Source organism: Acidovorax sp. GW821-FHT09A11, from assembly GCF_059418365.1.
In genome coordinates, this window is sequence record NZ_JBWKPS010000014.1 from 78,523 (window position 1) to 93,410 (window position 14,888).

Annotated in this window: 12 protein-coding genes; 2 read left to right on the top strand and 10 right to left on the bottom strand. The window is 69.2% G+C overall.

The window, feature by feature from the left end; translation table 11 throughout:
• Positions 1–62: 62 nt before the first annotated feature.
• From AC07PV_RS23615 to AC07PV_RS23645, 7 genes are all read right to left on the bottom strand, one after another.
• Positions 63–1,043 carry a Bug family tripartite tricarboxylate transporter substrate binding protein gene (locus tag AC07PV_RS23615; RefSeq protein ID WP_218297913.1) on the bottom strand — a complete coding sequence of 327 codons (981 nt, stop codon included), beginning with the start codon at positions 1,041–1,043 and terminating at the stop codon, positions 63–65.
• 7 nt (positions 1,044–1,050) lie between these two features.
• Entirely contained in the window at positions 1,051–1,776 is a 726-nt protein-coding gene (locus tag AC07PV_RS23620) for an ABC transporter ATP-binding protein (RefSeq protein WP_218297914.1), read from the bottom strand.
• Positions 1,769–2,542, bottom strand: coding sequence for an ABC transporter ATP-binding protein (locus tag AC07PV_RS23625; RefSeq protein WP_218297915.1), 774 nt, complete (start codon positions 2,540–2,542; stop codon positions 1,769–1,771). Before AC07PV_RS23625 ends, AC07PV_RS23620 begins: the two co-directional genes overlap by 8 nt.
• Before the next feature lies 1 nt (position 2,543).
• On the bottom strand, positions 2,544–3,539 hold the full coding sequence (locus AC07PV_RS23630) for a branched-chain amino acid ABC transporter permease (protein ID WP_218297916.1): 996 nt from the start codon (positions 3,537–3,539) through the stop codon (positions 2,544–2,546).
• Between the two features lies 1 nt (position 3,540).
• Entirely contained in the window at positions 3,541–4,413 is an 873-nt protein-coding gene (locus AC07PV_RS23635) for a branched-chain amino acid ABC transporter permease (protein WP_492254144.1), read from the bottom strand.
• 267 nt (positions 4,414–4,680) lie between these two features.
• Positions 4,681–5,868: an ABC transporter substrate-binding protein gene (locus AC07PV_RS23640; RefSeq protein WP_218297918.1), complete on the bottom strand. Its 1,188-nt coding sequence runs from the start codon at positions 5,866–5,868 to the stop codon at positions 4,681–4,683.
• A 331-nt stretch (positions 5,869–6,199) separates the two neighbouring features.
• On the bottom strand, positions 6,200–6,979 hold the full coding sequence (locus tag AC07PV_RS23645) for a GntR family transcriptional regulator (protein ID WP_494631477.1): 780 nt from the start codon (positions 6,977–6,979) through the stop codon (positions 6,200–6,202).
• A 288-nt stretch (positions 6,980–7,267) separates the two neighbouring features.
• Here AC07PV_RS23645 and AC07PV_RS23650 point away from each other — a divergent pair, with 288 nt between their 5' ends.
• Together AC07PV_RS23650 and AC07PV_RS23655 are read left to right on the top strand one after the other, a co-directional pair.
• The gene (locus tag AC07PV_RS23650) at positions 7,268–8,314 is read left to right on the top strand and encodes an aromatic ring-hydroxylating dioxygenase subunit alpha (protein ID WP_218297919.1); all 1,047 of its coding nucleotides are present in this window, start codon (positions 7,268–7,270) and stop codon (positions 8,312–8,314) included.
• Complete coding sequence (locus tag AC07PV_RS23655) at positions 8,311–9,276, top strand: PDR/VanB family oxidoreductase (protein WP_218341756.1); 966 nt, start codon at positions 8,311–8,313, stop codon at positions 9,274–9,276. The genes AC07PV_RS23650 and AC07PV_RS23655 overlap by 4 nt, the downstream gene beginning before the upstream one ends.
• Positions 9,277–9,488: 212 nt before the next feature.
• Here the strand turns inward: AC07PV_RS23655 and AC07PV_RS23660 are convergent, their stop codons facing one another.
• From AC07PV_RS23660 to AC07PV_RS23670, 3 genes are all read right to left on the bottom strand, one after another.
• The gene (locus AC07PV_RS23660) at positions 9,489–9,839 is read right to left on the bottom strand and encodes an HPF/RaiA family ribosome-associated protein (RefSeq protein WP_218297921.1); all 351 of its coding nucleotides are present in this window, start codon (positions 9,837–9,839) and stop codon (positions 9,489–9,491) included.
• Between the two features lie 246 nt (positions 9,840–10,085).
• On the bottom strand, positions 10,086–12,095 hold the full coding sequence (locus tag AC07PV_RS23665; protein ID WP_494631478.1) for a CHASE2 domain-containing protein: 2,010 nt from the start codon (positions 12,093–12,095) through the stop codon (positions 10,086–10,088).
• Positions 12,067–14,888: TonB-dependent receptor domain-containing protein (locus AC07PV_RS23670; RefSeq protein WP_494631480.1), on the bottom strand; the 2,822-nt coding region annotated here is incomplete at its 5' end. The genes AC07PV_RS23665 and AC07PV_RS23670, both read right to left, overlap by 29 nt.

Sequence of the window (14,888 nt, forward strand, 5' to 3'; positions counted from 1 at the left end):
GTTCATCTTTTGCCTCCGTGTCGACGCTGCCCCCGGGCGCACCATGCGCCTTGCGGAGCGCCCTACTGCCGCGCGATCTTGGCCCGGGCGATCACATCGGCCCAGCGCCGCGCGTCGGCCGCCAGGTGTTCGCTGGCCTGCGCGGGCGTGCTGCCCTGGGCCTGCAGGTTCAGCTCCAGCAGGCGTTTTTTCACGTCGGGCTGGGCCAGGGCCGCCTGCACTTCGCGCGAGAGCCGCTCCACCACGGCGGGCGGTGTGCGCGCGGGCACGGCCAGGCCGTTCCAGGACGTGACGTTGAAGCCCTCCAGCGGGCCGCCGCTTTCGCGCACCGTGGGCACACCGGGCAGCTGCGGCGCGCGCCGGGCGCCCAGCACGGCCAGCGGGCGCAGGGCCTTGGCGGCGACCTGCGGCATCAGAGCGCCGAGGATGTCCACCATGGCGTCCACCTCGCCGCCGCGCACGGCCGTGATGACCGGCGGCGTGCCGTTGAAGGGCACCACCTGGGCGTCGATGCCGGCAGTCACCTTGAAGAGTTCGGCCGCCAGGTTCTGCGTGGTGCCGATCTGCGGCGTGCCGATGTTGAGCTTGCCCGGGTGGGCGCGGCCGTAGGCCAGCAGGTCCGCCAGGGTGGAAAAGCGCCCGCCTTCGCGCACGACGATCGCGAGGTCGAAGGTGGCCAGCAGGGACACCGGCGCGAAGTCCTTAAGGGTGTCGAAAGGCAGCGAATGGAACAGCGCGGCGCTCACCGCCGTGCCGCTGCTGATGAGCAGCAGCGTGTGGCCGTCGGGCTCGGCACGCGCCACCAGTTCGCCCGCCACCACGCCGCCGGCGCTGGGCTTGTTCTCGATCACCACGCTCTGCCCCAGGGGGCCCGCGATTTTCTGGCCCACCGTGCGCGCCGTGATGTCGGCCGCGCCGCCCGCGGCGTTGGGCACCACGATGCGGAGGGGGCGCGAGGGGAACGCCGGCTGCTGCGCCTGGCTCCCGGCCGCGAAAGGCACGGCGCACAACGCCAGCAGGGTTCTGCGGTGCAGGAAGGCCATGGCGGATCTACCGCGCCACGCCCAGCAGGCGGCCGAGCAGCTCGGGCTGCGCCTGCAGCTCGGCGGCCGTGCCGGTGTGCACCACGGTCCCCCGGTCCAACACGGCGGCCTGGTCGGAGATCGCCAGGATGGCCTGCGGGTGTTGCTCCACGATGATGGCCGACAGGCCTTCTTCGCGCGTGATGCGGCGGATGGCGCGCAGCAGCTCTTCCACGATGATGGGCGCCAGGCCTTCGAGCGGCTCGTCGAGCAGCAGCAGGCGCGGGTTGAGCACCAGCGCGCGGCCCACGGCCAGCATCTGCTGCTCGCCGCCCGACAGTTGCGTGCCCAGGTTGGTCTTGCGTTCGGCCAGGCGCGGAAACATTTCGTACACGCGCTCTGGGGTCCAGGGCCGGGCACTGGAACCCTTGCGGCCGGGGCGCGCCACGGCCGTGAGGTTCTCGTGCACCGTGAGCGACTTGAAGATGTTGCGCTCTTGCGGCACCCAGCCGATGCCGGCCGCCGCGCGCTCGTGCGAGGGCAGCCTGTGCAGCACGGCACCGCCCAGCGACACGCTGCCGCCATGCTGGCGCGTGGCCCCCGCCAGGGTGTTGATGAGCGTGGTCTTGCCGGTGCCGTTGCGGCCCAGCAGCGCCAGGGTGTCGCCCTCGGCCAGCGAGAGGGAGATGCCTTGCAGCACCACGGCCTCGCCGTAGCCCGCGCTGAGGCCTTCGATCTTCAACAGCTCAGGCATGCGCATCCTCCCCATGCCCCAGGTACACGGCCTTCACCTGCGGGTCGTTGGCAATCGTGTCCGGGTCGCCCTCGGTGAGCACCGTGCCGTTGACCAGCACCGTCATGCGGTTGGCAAAGCTGAAAACCAGGTCCATATCGTGTTCGATCAACAGCACCGAGACATCGGCGGGCAGTGCCGCCACGGTCTGCAGCAGTTCTTCGCGTTCGCCCGCAGGCACGCCGGCCACGGGTTCATCCAGCAGCAGCACGCGCGGCTCGCAGGCCAGGGCGATCGCGATCTCCAGCAGGCGGCGCTTGCCGTAGGCCAGCACGCGCGTTTCCTCGGCCATCACGGAGGTCAGGTGGAACTGCTCGAGCAGTTGCTCGCAGCGCTCGGTAACCGCACGGCGCGCGCCCAGCGGCTGCCACCATTTGCCGCCCAGGCCCTGGTGCTGCGACACGGTGAGCGCCAGGGTTTCCAGCGGCGTGAGGCTGTCGAACAGCTGGTTGATCTGGAAGGTGCGCACCATGCCGCGCGCCACGCGCTGGTGCGGCGCCAGGCGCGTGATGTCCTGCCCTTCGAGCACGATGGAGCCTTCGGTGGGCTCCAGCACGCCGGTCAGCAGGTTGATCAGCGTGGTCTTGCCCGCGCCGTTGGGGCCGATGAGCGCATGGCGTGCACCCTTTTTCAGATCGAGCGTGACGTTGTTCGTGGCCGTGATGCCGCCGAAGCGCTTGACCAGTCCCTGCGCCGACAGCACGGTGGTGGAGGTTGTCGTGTTCATATCAATGGCCTCCCGCGCTGGAGCTGGCGCCGGGCTTGCGCCCGGCGCGGAACCAGGTCCAGGGGCGGAACAGGCGGTCGCGCCCGACCAGCACCAGCACCACGAGGAACAGGCCGATCCAGAACGTCCAGTACTGCGGTGTGACGGAGGAGATCACGTCCTGCAGCAGCTTGAAGCCCACGGCGCCCAGGATGCCGCCGTAGAGCCAGCCCACGCCGCCGATCACGAGGATCAGCATCACGTCGGCCGAGCGGTGGAACTCGAACAGGTCCAGCGACGCAAAGCCCGTGGTCTGCGTGAGCAGCGCGCCCGCGGCGCCCGCCAGTGCGGCGGCCAGCGTGTACACCTGCGCCAGCTTGGCCGTGACGGGGATGCCGATGGCCATGGCGCGCAGCCGGTTGTCGCGGATGGCCTTGAGCGTGGCGCCGAACGGCGACTGCACGATGCGCCGCGCGATGAGGAAGAACACCAGCAGCACGGTGAGCGAATACCACGCCGCCGTGCGCCCGTACAGGTCGAACTCGAACTGGCCGAGCACCGGGCCCATCACCACGCCCTGCAGGCCGTCGGCGCCGCCGGTCAGCCAGTCGAGCTTGTTGGCCAGCTCCAGCATGATGAGGCCCACGCCCAGCGTGACCATGAGCCGCGTGAGGTCGGTGCCGCGCATGATGGTGAGCGAGGCCACCGCCCCCAGCACCGTGGCCGCCGCGATGCCCACCGCCAAGCCCACCAGCGGGTCGGGCATCACGTGCTTGGCGAACAGCGCCGCCGCATAGCCGCCCAGGCCGAAGAAGGCCGCATGGCCCAACGACACGATGCCGGTGTAGCCCAGGATCAGGTCCAGCGACAGGGCGAACAGCGCCACGATGGCGATCTCGTTGATGATGAGCGCATGGCTGGGCAGCGCCAGCGGCGCCACGAAGGCCAGAATCCAGAAGATGGGTTCCCACCAGCGAAAGCGCCGGGCCTTCAAGAGGATGGAGGTCTGAGCGTTCATCTCATTTCCCTCCCTTGCGGACAAACAGGCCCTGGGGCCGCCAGATCAAAATCACGATCATGAGGCTGTACACGATGAAGGCACCCAGCTTGGGGATGTAGTACTTGCCCGCCACGTCGGCGATGCCCAGCAGCAGCGCGGCCAGCAGCGGGCCGGTGATGGACGAGGTGCCGCCCACCGCCACCACGATCAAAAAGTAGATCATGAACTTGAGCGGGAAGCTCGGATCGAGCCCCAGCACCTCGGCGCCCAGCGCACCGCCCAGCCCCGCCAGGCCCGAGCCAAACGCGAAGGTGGACAAAAACACGATGTTCACGTTGATGCCCATGCCGGCGGCCACGCGCTGGTCGTCCACGCTGGCGCGCAGGCGGCTGCCGAAGCGTGTCTTGGTCAGCACGTACTGCAGCCCTACCGTGAGCGCCGCGCACACCGCGATGATGAACAGCCGGTAGTGCCCCATGCCCAGCATGAAGGCGCCGCTGCCGATCTCGGTGCGGCCCTTGAGCCATTCGGGCAGCTGCATGATCTGCTGGGTGGAGCCCACAAAGTAGTCCACGCTGGCCACGGCCATGAAGACCAGCCCGATGGAGAACAGCACCTGGTCCAGGTGCGCCTTGTTGTAGAGCGGCCGGTACAGCGTGCGCTCCAGCACCGCCCCCAGCAACGCCGTGCCGACAAAGGCCAGAGGCAGGCACACCAGAAACGGCACGCCCAGCCGCTGCATCAGCAGCACCGTGATGTACCCGCCCGCCATGGCAAAGGCACCGTGCGCCAGGTTGATGAAGTTCATCAACCCCATGGTCACGGCCAGACCCACCGCCAGGATGAACAGCAGCATCCCGTAGGCCACGCCGTCGAAAAGAATGGTCAGCATGAAATCACTTCAATGAAGACGAACAAGAGTCATGGGCTCGTGCACGGCGCCCTGGCTTCGACACGCTCAGCCCGAACGGGTGGAGGAAAGAGGGCCACCGACCCCAAAAACTGGCACGCCCCACACCGGATGGAAAACCGCCCCCGCCCGCAACAACCGGCGCGCCCCAGGCCAGTGCCACCGTGGAACTGGCTTCGCCAGGCCACGGGTGGCGTCCCCCTCCGGGGGAAGGCGCGAAGCGACTCAGGGGGGCTTCCTATCCCGGGGTTACTTGGTTTTTCCGGGGTCCTTCACATCCTTGATCACATCGAACTCCACGTTGTACAGCTGCCCATTCACGCGCTCCACCTTGCGCAGGTACACGTTCTGCACGATGTCGCGGGTCTGCGCGTCGATGAACACCGGGCCGCGCGGGCTTTCAAAAACCTGGCCCTTCATGGCGGCCAGCAGCGCGTCGCCACCACCCGCGCCCTTGGTGGTGCGCAGCGCTTCGTAGATCACGCGCATGCCGTCGTAGCCGCCCACGGCCATGAAGTTGGGGCGCAGGCCCTTGTTGGCCTTCTCGAAGGCATCCACGAACTTCTTGTTCAGCGGCGAGGGGTGCGCGGCCGAGTAGTGGTGCGAGGTGACCACGCCCAGGGCGCCGTCGCCCATGTCGTTGAGCTGGTCGTCATCGGTCACGTCGCCAGTGGCGATGAGCTTGATGCCGGCCTTGTCCATGCCGCGTTCCAGGAACTGCTTCATCACCGCGGCGCCCGCGCCCGAGGGCACGAACACGAACAGCGCGTCGGGCTTGGCGTCGCGCACCTTCTGCAGGAAGGGCGCGAAGTCGGGGTTGCGCAGCGGCACGCGCAGGGCCTCGGTCACCTGGCCGCCGTTGAACGTGAGGCGCTGGTTGAAGTACTTCTCGGCGTCGATGCCGGGGCCATAGTCGCTCACCAGCGTCACCACCTTCTTGATGCCGTTCTTGGGCGCCCAGTCGGCCAGGGCGACCGACACCTGGGGCAGCGTGAAGCTGCTGCGCACCACGTAGGGCGATGCCTCGGTGATGCTCGACGTGGCGGCCGCCATCACCACCAGCGGGGTCTTGGACTGCGTGGCCAGCGGCGCCGTGGCCATGGCCGACGGCGTGATGCCCATGCCGGCGAGCACGTTCACCTTCTCGTTCACCACCAGTTCCTGGGCCAGGCGGCGCGTCACGTCGGGCAGGCTGGTGTCGTCCTTGATGATGAGCTGCACCTTCTTGCCGGCCACGGTGTCGCCGTTCTGCGCCATGTAGAGCTTGGCGGCGGCCTCGATCTGGCGCCCCGTGGTGGCCTGCTGGCCTGTCATGGGCAGGATGAGGCCGATCTTGAAGACGTTGTCCTGCGCCGACGCGGGCACGGCGGCCAGGAGGCCTGCGGACAAAGCCAGGGCGGCAGCGGCCGAGGCGCGAAGAAGGTGGCGTTTTTGCATCGTTGTCTCCTGTGGAATGTCGTTGTATACAGCAACTGCTGGCCGGAGTTTGGAGCGTGGGGCGTCATTTCACAAGTGGGATTTCCGACTTTTAGATATCGCCAAATGGGATAACTAAGCCTTCCGCCAGGTGCCCTGGGGCGGCACCCCTGTGCTTCTGGCGCAGAGGGCAGCCACGGGCTGGGCCCACCCGGACTCGCCGGGGCCGCGCCCGCCTGCTTCATGCGCGGCACCCTGGAGGGCCGGCAGAAGTCCACATCGCCGCAGTATCAAAAAGATAGCTGCTGGCGCTTTCCACATATGCCCCGAACCCCTCTTTTGCGCCCAAGAATCACCCGCGCTCGCGGATGAGCCCCACCCCCGGCAGCCCCTGCACCTGCGCCGCCTGCACGGCCGCCAGCAGGTTGCGCCGGGTGACGCGCGAGTGTTCGCGCATGATGGCCTCCGCCCGCGCGCCCTCGCGGCGTTCGATGGCATCCAGGGCCTGGCGGTGCTGGTCCTGCGCCACCACCAGCATGTCGCGCGCCGCGTGCGAATGCGTCTGGACCACCACGAAGGCCGAGGGCGACGCGAAGGGCAGGCCCTTGACGCGGTCCAGCTCGCGCGCAATGACATCGCTGCCCACCATGCGGCTGAGCAGCAGGTGAAAACGCGCGTTGAGCTCCACGTAGCGCGCGAAGCCCTCGTCGTCCAGCGTGCGCGGGACCAGGGCGGCATCGATGTCGTCCAGGCAGGCGTGGGCCTGGGCCAGCACGGTGGCCTCCACGCCGCGCTCGGCGGCCAGGCGCGCGGCCAGCCCTTCCATGGTGCCGCGCAATTCGATGGCATCGGCGACATCCGTCTCGGAGAAGGTGCGCACCGCATACCCGCCCCCGGGCAGCCGGTGCAAAAGCCCTTCCAGCTCCAGCCGCATCAGCGCCGCGCGGATGGGCGTGCGCGACACCCCCAGTTTTTCCACGAGCGTCAGTTCGGCGATGCGCGCACCGCCCGGCAGCTCGCCCGCCAGGATCATCTCGCGCAGCCGCAACTGCGCCTTCACGGCCTGGGAGGCGCCCGCGTCAGCCACGGGGGAAGGACCGGAAGCGGTCACGGGGTCGTCGTTCAGATTCATGGGGGGAGCTCCACGCCCGGCCTTGCGCAGGCCGGCGAAGAAATACACAGACAGAGGCGCCATGTTGCGCCCCTCAATGTATACAGAAATTTCCCCCTGGATTCACAACACGCCCAGCAAAATCAATCAAAACAACAACTTATAGGCCATGCCAATGTGCGATAGCTGATTTCGCTGATTTTTATGTATACAGCGCCGCCGGCATTTCGCACAATTCGGACCAGCGCCCAGGCTTTGCGGCCGTGCCGCCCCGGGCCCCACGACCCCCACAGAAAGAGACAAACCGCCATGTATCCCAAGAACGCCTGGTACGTCGCCTGCACACCCGACGAAATCGCGGACAAGCCCCTGGGCCGCACCATCTGCGGCGAGAAGATCGTGTTCTACCGCCCCGCGCCCGACCAGGTCGCCGCGCTCGACGACTTCTGCCCCCACCGGGGCGCACCGCTGTCGCTGGGCACCGTGTGCGACGGCCACCTGCAATGCGGCTACCACGGCCTGCGGGTGGAATGCACGGGCAAGTCGGTGTCCATGCCCGGCCAGCGCGTGCAGGGGTTTCCCAAGGCGCGCAGCTTTCCGGTGGTGGAGCGCTACGGCTTCATCTGGGTGTGGCCCGGCGACGCGGCCCAGGCGGACCCGGCCACCATCCACCACCTGCCCTGGGCCGACAACCCCGAATGGGCCTATGGCGGCGGGCTGTACCACATCGCCTGCGACTACCGCCTGATGATCGACAACCTGATGGACCTCACGCACGAGACCTACGTGCATGCCACCAGCATCGGGCAAAAGGAAATCGACGAGGTGCCCTGCAAGACCCGCGTGGAGGGCGACGAGGTCATCACCAGCCGCTTCATGGAAGGCATCGAAGCCCCGCCGTTCTGGAAAATGGCGCTGCGCATGAACGGCCTGCCCGACGACCAGCCCGTGGACCGCTGGCAGATCTGCCACTTCACGCCACCGAGCCACGTGCTGATCGAGGTGGGCGTGGCGCTGGCCGGCCACGGTGGCTACGACGCGCCGGCCGACAAGAAGGCGTCGAGCATCGTGGTGGACTTCATCACGCCCGAGACCGAGACCTCCATCCACTACTTCTGGGGCATGGCGCGCAACTTCAAGCCGCAGGACCCGTCGCTCACCACGCAGATCCGCGAGGGCCAGGGCAAGATCTTTGCCGAAGACCAGGAAATGCTGGAGCTGCAGCAGCAGAACCTGCTGCGCTACCCCGAGCGCAAGCTGCTCATGCTCAACATCGACGCGGGCGGCGTGCAATCGCGCAAGGTGCTGGACCGCGCCCTGGCGGCCGAACGCGCGCCCGCGGAGCAGCCGGCATGACCGCCCAGGAGACCCTGCAGGTCCGCGTGGCCAGCAAGCGGGCCGAGGCCGAAGGCATCGCCAGCTTCGAGCTGGCGCGCGTGGACGGCGCGGCGCTGCCCCCTTTCAGCGCGGGCTCGCACATCGACGTGCACCTGCCCGGGGGGCTGACCCGGCAGTACTCGCTGTGCAACGCCTCGCACGAATCGCACCGCTACCGCATCGCGGTGCTGCGCGACCCCGCTTCGCGCGGCGGCTCGGTTGCCATGCACGACAGCGTGCACGAGGGCGACGTGATCACCATCAGCACGCCACGCAACCACTTCGCGCTGCACCCGGCGCAGCGCACGCTGCTCCTGGCGGGCGGCATCGGCGTGACGCCGCTGCTGTGCATGGCCGACCGGCTGGCGCACACGGGCGCCGACTTCACGCTGCACTACTGCACCCGCTCGGCCGAACGCACGGCGTTCGCCGGCGAGATCGCGGCCTCGGCCATGGCGCCGCACACGCAGTTCCACTTCGATGCGGGCGCTCCCGGCCAGAAGCTCGACCTGCCCGCGGCGCTGGCCGGACCCGGGCCCGACAAGCGCCTGTATGTGTGCGGCCCCCCGGGCTTCATCGACCACGTGGTGAGCACCGCCAAGGCCCTGGGCTGGCCGCAGGACCATATCCACCTCGAATACTTTGGCGCCCCCGCGCAGGACACCTCGGGCGATCAGGACTTCGACGTGCGCATTGCCAGCACCGGCAAGGTCTACCGCATTGCCTGCGATGTGTCGGTGGTGGAGGCCCTGCGCAGCGAAGGCATCGACATCCTGACCTCGTGCGAGCAGGGCGTGTGCGGCACCTGCCTCACGCGCGTGCTGGAGGGCGAGGTGGACCACCGGGACATGTACCTCACCGACGAAGAAAAAGCGGGCAACGAGCAGTTCATGCCCTGTTGCTCGCGCGCGCGCAGCAAGCTGCTGGTGCTGGATCTGTGAAGTTGACCGCCCCCTGAGTCGCCCGTGGCGCCGTCCTCCTGAAGGGGGACGGAGCCCCCGAAGCGGGGCGGTTGTTGCTTGGCGGGCCTCGCGGGGGGCACGCCCAGCTCATGCACCCGCTCCAGGACAAACACCAGGCTCCTGGAAAAGCTCCTGAATTTATAGCTGCCAGCGCTTATCCATCAAGCGCTGGCGGCCAATTTCATTCAAAACTACTCTTCCACCGCCGTCCGGATGGTGTCGCGGCCGTGGCGGTCCTTGGCCCGGCCCAGGTCGGTATCGAGGGCGCGGCCCAGCTTGTCGGCGGCACCGATGAAGGCGTTGGCCATCTTGTCGGCTTCGTCGGTCACGGTGATGGGCTGGCGACCCGTCACGCGCGCTTCGATGCGGCAGCGCTTGTCGTTGGCGCCGGACTTGCCCGCATCCAGGTCCGACAGAAACACCTCCAGCCGCGTGACGTGATCCTGAAAGCGCGACAGGCGGCTTCGGGATTCATCCGTGATCCACTGCGCGAGCGACTCGCCGCCGTGGATGTGGTCGTCTGTGTTGACGTGTACTTGCATCGGGGTTCCTTTCAGATGACGTTGCTTGAGAAACCTGTCTGACTGGGAGTCGTCGGCTGCGGATTGGCCACAGCGGTCCATTTTTTTACCGTCTTTGGCCCCATGGCTCGGCCATGGGGCTGCAAATCCAGCAAAAACCATCCTCGCCGGGGCCAATCTTCGCTTCGACGCTCCAGGTCAGACAGGCTCCCGACCCCATGATGGCACCGCGGGCCATGTCCCCGGTGAATACATGTCAAAACATCCTCACAACTTGTCCAGCGCCACGGCGGGCGACCAGTCGCCGCCAGCGGGCAAGGCGCGCGCCACGGCCACGCGCTCCTGCAGGCGCAGCGCCGCCGCATCGCCGGGCACGCGCGCCAGCACCTGCGCCAGATGGCCATTGGCGCGCTCCCAGTCGCGCGCATGGAAGGCGCCCAGCGCCGCCAGGCTGGCATCGCGCACCACGGCATCGTCGCAGGGCGTGAACACGCGCACCGACTCGGTCTTGCCCTTGACGATCACATCGTCCAGCGCGCGCAGCGCCACCGAGGCGGGCAACTGCGCGGCCGTGGCGGCCGACAGCAGGATGCCCGTGCCAAACGCCTTGTTGGCGCCCTCCAGCCGGGCCGCGAGGTTCACCGCGTCGCCGATCGCGGTGTACGAAAAGCGCTGTTCCGACCCGACGTTGCCCACCACCACCCGCCCCGTGTGCAGGCCGATGCGCATGTGGATGGGCGGCAGCCCCCGCGCCACGAGGTCGGCCACCAGCGCCTGCATCGCCTGCTGCATGGCGATGGCCGCCTTCACCGCATGCAAGGCATGCTGCGGGTCGTCCAGCGGCGCGCCCCAGAACGCCATCACGGCATCGCCGATGAACTTGTCCACCGTGCCGCCGCTGCCATGCACGATGGGCGTCATCGCGTTGAAATAGCCGGTGAGGACCTCCACGGTCTGCTCCGCGCTCAGCTGCTCGGACAAGGTGGTGAAGTTGGCCAGGTCGGTGAACATCAGCGTCACCTCGCGCGCCTCGCCGCCCAGGCGCATCAGCCCGGGCTGCGCGATGAGGCGCGAGACCACGGCGGGGGGCACGTACTGCGCGAACATCGCCCGCGTCTGGCGGGCCCGCTGGCGCACGATGGCAAAGCCCACGAGCGCGGCCGCGCCGTAGACGGCCACCGCGGCCGCGGCGGGCAGCAGCGGCGGCCACCAGAGGCGAAAACCGGCGAACAGCCACCACGACACCGCCCCCATCGCAACCACCAGCGCCCCCGTGAGCGCCGCCGCGCCCGCCGGGTGCAGGCGGCGGCTGCCCCACAGCAGCACGGGCACCAGCAAGGCGGTGAGCGCGAGCGTCCAGCCCTCCGAAACGCTGCGCAGCCCGCCGCCGGACAGGAAGTTGTCCACCAGCGTGGCCTGCAGCTCCACCCCCGGGAACAGCCGCTCGCCCCCCGCAGTGCCAAACGGCGAATTGAAGAGATCGGCCTGCGAGCGCGTGAGCTCGGTGGCCGTGCGCGCCGAGCGCCCCACCAGCACGATCTTGCCTTTGAAGAAGCCCGCGGGCAGCAGGCCCGGCTCCAGCGCCTGGTAGTACGAGCGCGTGTCAAAGGTGCCACGCGGACCCCGGTAGCCAATCCAGTCGAAGTGGCGCAGCACCGGCATCTGGCCGCGCGCCTCGGCCGCGCGCTGCGCCAGGCGCAGCGCAAAACTCTCGCGCGCCACCGGGGCGCGGCGCACCACGAAGTCGTCGTCCGGCTCCACGCCGGCATCGCCCGCATCGGCACCGGCGTCCAGAAAACGCTGCAGCGGCAGAACGTCCATCCACAGCGCGGCGTTGGCGCTGTCGATCTTCTCGCGGGTGGCGGCCAGGACCACGGGGCCGGTCTCGGCGATGCTGCGCGCCAGGGCGGCGTCTTGCGCCTCGGTGGACGGGTCGGCGAACACGATGTCCAGGCCCACGGCGGCGGCGCCCTCCGCGTGCAGGCGCCGCAGCAGGGCCGCATGCATGCCGCGCGGGAACGGCCAGGTCTGCTGCAGTTCCTGGAAGGTGGGTTCGTCGATCGCCAGGATCACCACGGGCAGGCCCGGACGCTGCGGCGCGGCCAGGGCCGTGAGCACGTCGAAGGTCTTGAACTCCAGCGCGTGCCACGGGCGGCTGAGCGTGGCGGCGCCCACCAGCAGCAGCGCCAGCGCGCAGGCCCCCAGCGACAGCAGCCGCTGCCGGCGCCGCGCGGTGGGCGCGGCAGGCTCAGAAGCGATAGCGCGCGTCCAGGACATAGCGGGTCTTCCTGCGGTCCGACTTCGGCGCCCACAGGTTCATGGCGGCCACACCCACGACCCAGTGCTTGTCCTGCGATTCCCAGAACCCCATGAGGTCCACGCCCCAGCCCGGCGCGATGCGCGTGAGGTTCTCCTTGTCCTCGAAGCGCTCCGACCGGTACACCGCGCGGCCGCTCAGGTACAGCCGCTGCGGGCTGGCCCAGGTGGCGCCCACCGCCAGCGTGTGGCGCGGGATGTAGGGGATGCGGCCCACGGGTACGTCCGCGTCGTGGCTGCGGCTTTCGCTGCCCTGGTAGAGGTACTTGGCATAGCCCGACCAGCGCCGGCTGAACATGTGGTTGAGGCCCGCGCCCAGGGTTTTGAGCGTGCCGGAGTCGAAGCTGGGCGTGTCTTCCAGCAGGTCGGTGGTCGAGAGGTTGACGAGCTGCGCGTTGCGCATTTCTTCGAGGAACGGCAGGCTGGGCGTGCGCAGGTCCACGCCCACGGTGCCGGGGTTGCGCACGCGCAGGTGGTCCGCGCGCAGGCTCAGGAAGGTGCTCGCACCCAGCTCCAGGCCCACCTGCGCCACGGTGCGCTTGTGGCGGCCGCCGGCCTCGACCAGACGGTCCTCGACGGGAATTCCCGCCGTTTCCACGCTGGTGAGCGTCGATACGCTGAGCGGGCGCAGCCAATCCTGGTAGGCCATGCGCACCGTGGTGCCCTGCGCTGGCTGCCAGACGAGGCCGACGCGCGGCGTGACCACGCGTTCCATCTCGGCGCGGCGCGCCTCCTCCTCGCTGAAGTGGTCCAGATTCACCAGGTAGCTCTGCGTCAGGCCATCGACGCGGTGGCGTATCTGCTGCAGGCCCAGCGCCGCATCCAGGTTCAGCGCGGGGTCCAGGCGCTGGGTCGTGGCCAGGGTCAGGGCGGTGTAGCGCCGGTCCACGCGGTTGTACCCGCCCACCAGCAGGTAGTCGCGGTACTCGCCCACGCCCGGGATGTTGGCGCCCACGGCCGCCTCGCCCCCGATCAGGTTGTTCTGGCGTTCGCGCACGTGCTCCAGCGCCACGCTCCAGCGGCTGCCGGGCGCGGTGTCCACCGTATGGCGCAGTTGCAGGTCGGTGAACTGTTTCTTGGGTTCGCTGCTCACGCCCATCAGGCTCACGAAGGGCGGCTGCAGATACAGCGTGGGGTAGCGCAGCAGCAGGATGTCCTCCACGCTGCGCCCCAGCTTGATCCAGGTCTGCTCGGTCGGCCCCCAGCGGTAGGACATGCCCAGGGCGCCCTGGGTGCTCTTGTTGTCCATGGAGGTCTCGAACAGGTTCTGGCTGCGCAGGCGCATGTCGAACTGGTTCACATAGGCAAACAGGTTGATGCGCTCGGTGGGCTGCATGCCTGCGCCCACCGTGACCGCGCGTGCGCGCACGTCGCCATAGCCGCCCCGCACGGCCGGGGCATCGTTGACCTGCAGATCGAACGGAAACTCGCTGGCATTGGCCGACTGCGCCTTGAAGAACCACGACACGGGCACGTGGGTGTTGTCCATGCCGTTGAGGGTGACCGCGGGCGCCCGCATGCGGTACAGGTCCTTGTCCAGCGTCACCCCCACGGCCCCGTGCGCGCCCGGCTGCTGCAGCAGCGACGAATACCGCTGGCTCGCGCCAAACGCCATCGGGTCCGTGAGGAAGCCCTGGAACAGCGCCGAGTTCTTGTTGAACTCGCCCGGGTAGCGGTCCGCCAGGAACAGGTGGCTGCCGCCCCAGTACGGGTAGAAGCTCTGCTGCGCCAGCTCCAGCGCCCAGTCCTCCATGCCGAAGAACGCGAGCGAGGCGCCCAGGTTGGCGCTGCCCTTCTGGTCATTGGCCACCTGGTTGAGGGACTTGAGATAGGGCATGCGTTCGACGGCGGCGCGGGCCGCCTCCACGGCCTCGCCAGGCTGGAACAGGTCGGTGTGGATCTGCGCGAGCAGCATGTACGGGACGGGGTCCTTGTCGTCCAGGGCGCTGGCCTGGTGCAGCGTGGCCAGGGCATCCTGGTGGCGGCCGAGCTGGTAGTACGCCACGGCCGTCCAGGTCTTGGCGCGCGCGTAGCGGGGCTCCATCACCCCGGCGCGCAGGAACACGTCGAGCGCGGCCTGCGGCTGGCCCTGCTTGAGGTGCAGCAGCCCCTGCCCCGTGAGCGCCACATAGTCCGCCGGGTTCTCGCCGAGCGCCGTGTTGAATGCCTGGCCCGCCTCCGTGAACTGGTTGGCGAAGGTCTCCAGCGTGCCCAGTTCGCCCCAGGCGCCCAGGCTCTGCGGCGCGAGCGCCAGGGCCTGCTTCAGGCTGGCGCGGGCCGGGCCGGAGTCCTCGCGCTCCGTGTGCGCGCTGCCCAGGCCCTGCCAGCCGCGCGCGTCGCCCCCGGCCAGCCGCGTGGCCTCGGTGTAGGCCGCCAGCGTGGCGGGCGCATCGCCCCGGCGGCGGGCCAGCTCGGCGCGCACCAGGGCGATCTCCGCGTGCGCGGTGCCCTGCGCCGGGGCCAGCGTGGCCGTGGCGTCCTCCACGCGGTCGCTCAGCATCTGCACCCGGGCCAGCTGGGCCACCAGCGCGGGGTGCGCGGGCCAGTGCTGCAACGCCGTGCGCAGGGTCTGCGCGGCGGCGGCACCATCGCCGTCCATGAGCTGCAGGTCCGACTGCATCAGCCACGCGGGCAGCGGGGCGGCGGCCGGCGCGGCGGCGGCGAGCTGGCGCGCCAGCAGTTCGCGGGCGGCCAGCACCTCGCTGGACTGCAGCGCGATGGCGGCGTCCATCACCGCCGCCCACGGTGCGGGCG

Excerpts from the sequence above, each read along its gene's own strand:
- AC07PV_RS23615 (WP_218297913.1), bottom strand. The coding sequence starts at position 1,043 with ATGGCCTTCCTGCACCGCAGAACCCTGCTGGCGTTGTGCGCCGTGCCT.
- AC07PV_RS23660 (WP_218297921.1), bottom strand. The coding sequence starts at position 9,839 with ATGCAAGTACACGTCAACACAGACGACCACATCCACGGCGGCGAGTCG.
- AC07PV_RS23625 (WP_218297915.1), bottom strand. The coding sequence starts at position 2,542 with ATGAACACGACAACCTCCACCACCGTGCTGTCGGCGCAGGGACTGGTC.
- AC07PV_RS23665 (WP_494631478.1), bottom strand. The coding sequence starts at position 12,095 with ATGTCCTGGACGCGCGCTATCGCTTCTGAGCCTGCCGCGCCCACCGCG.
- AC07PV_RS23635 (WP_492254144.1), bottom strand. The coding sequence starts at position 4,413 with ATGCTGACCATTCTTTTCGACGGCGTGGCCTACGGGATGCTGCTGTTC.
- AC07PV_RS23645 (WP_494631477.1), bottom strand. The coding sequence starts at position 6,979 with ATGAATCTGAACGACGACCCCGTGACCGCTTCCGGTCCTTCCCCCGTG.
- AC07PV_RS23640 (WP_218297918.1), bottom strand. The coding sequence starts at position 5,868 with ATGCAAAAACGCCACCTTCTTCGCGCCTCGGCCGCTGCCGCCCTGGCT.
- AC07PV_RS23650 (WP_218297919.1), top strand. The coding sequence starts at position 7,268 with ATGTATCCCAAGAACGCCTGGTACGTCGCCTGCACACCCGACGAAATC.
- AC07PV_RS23655 (WP_218341756.1), top strand. The coding sequence starts at position 8,311 with ATGACCGCCCAGGAGACCCTGCAGGTCCGCGTGGCCAGCAAGCGGGCC.
- AC07PV_RS23630 (WP_218297916.1), bottom strand. The coding sequence starts at position 3,539 with ATGAACGCTCAGACCTCCATCCTCTTGAAGGCCCGGCGCTTTCGCTGG.
- AC07PV_RS23620 (WP_218297914.1), bottom strand. The coding sequence starts at position 1,776 with ATGCCTGAGCTGTTGAAGATCGAAGGCCTCAGCGCGGGCTACGGCGAG.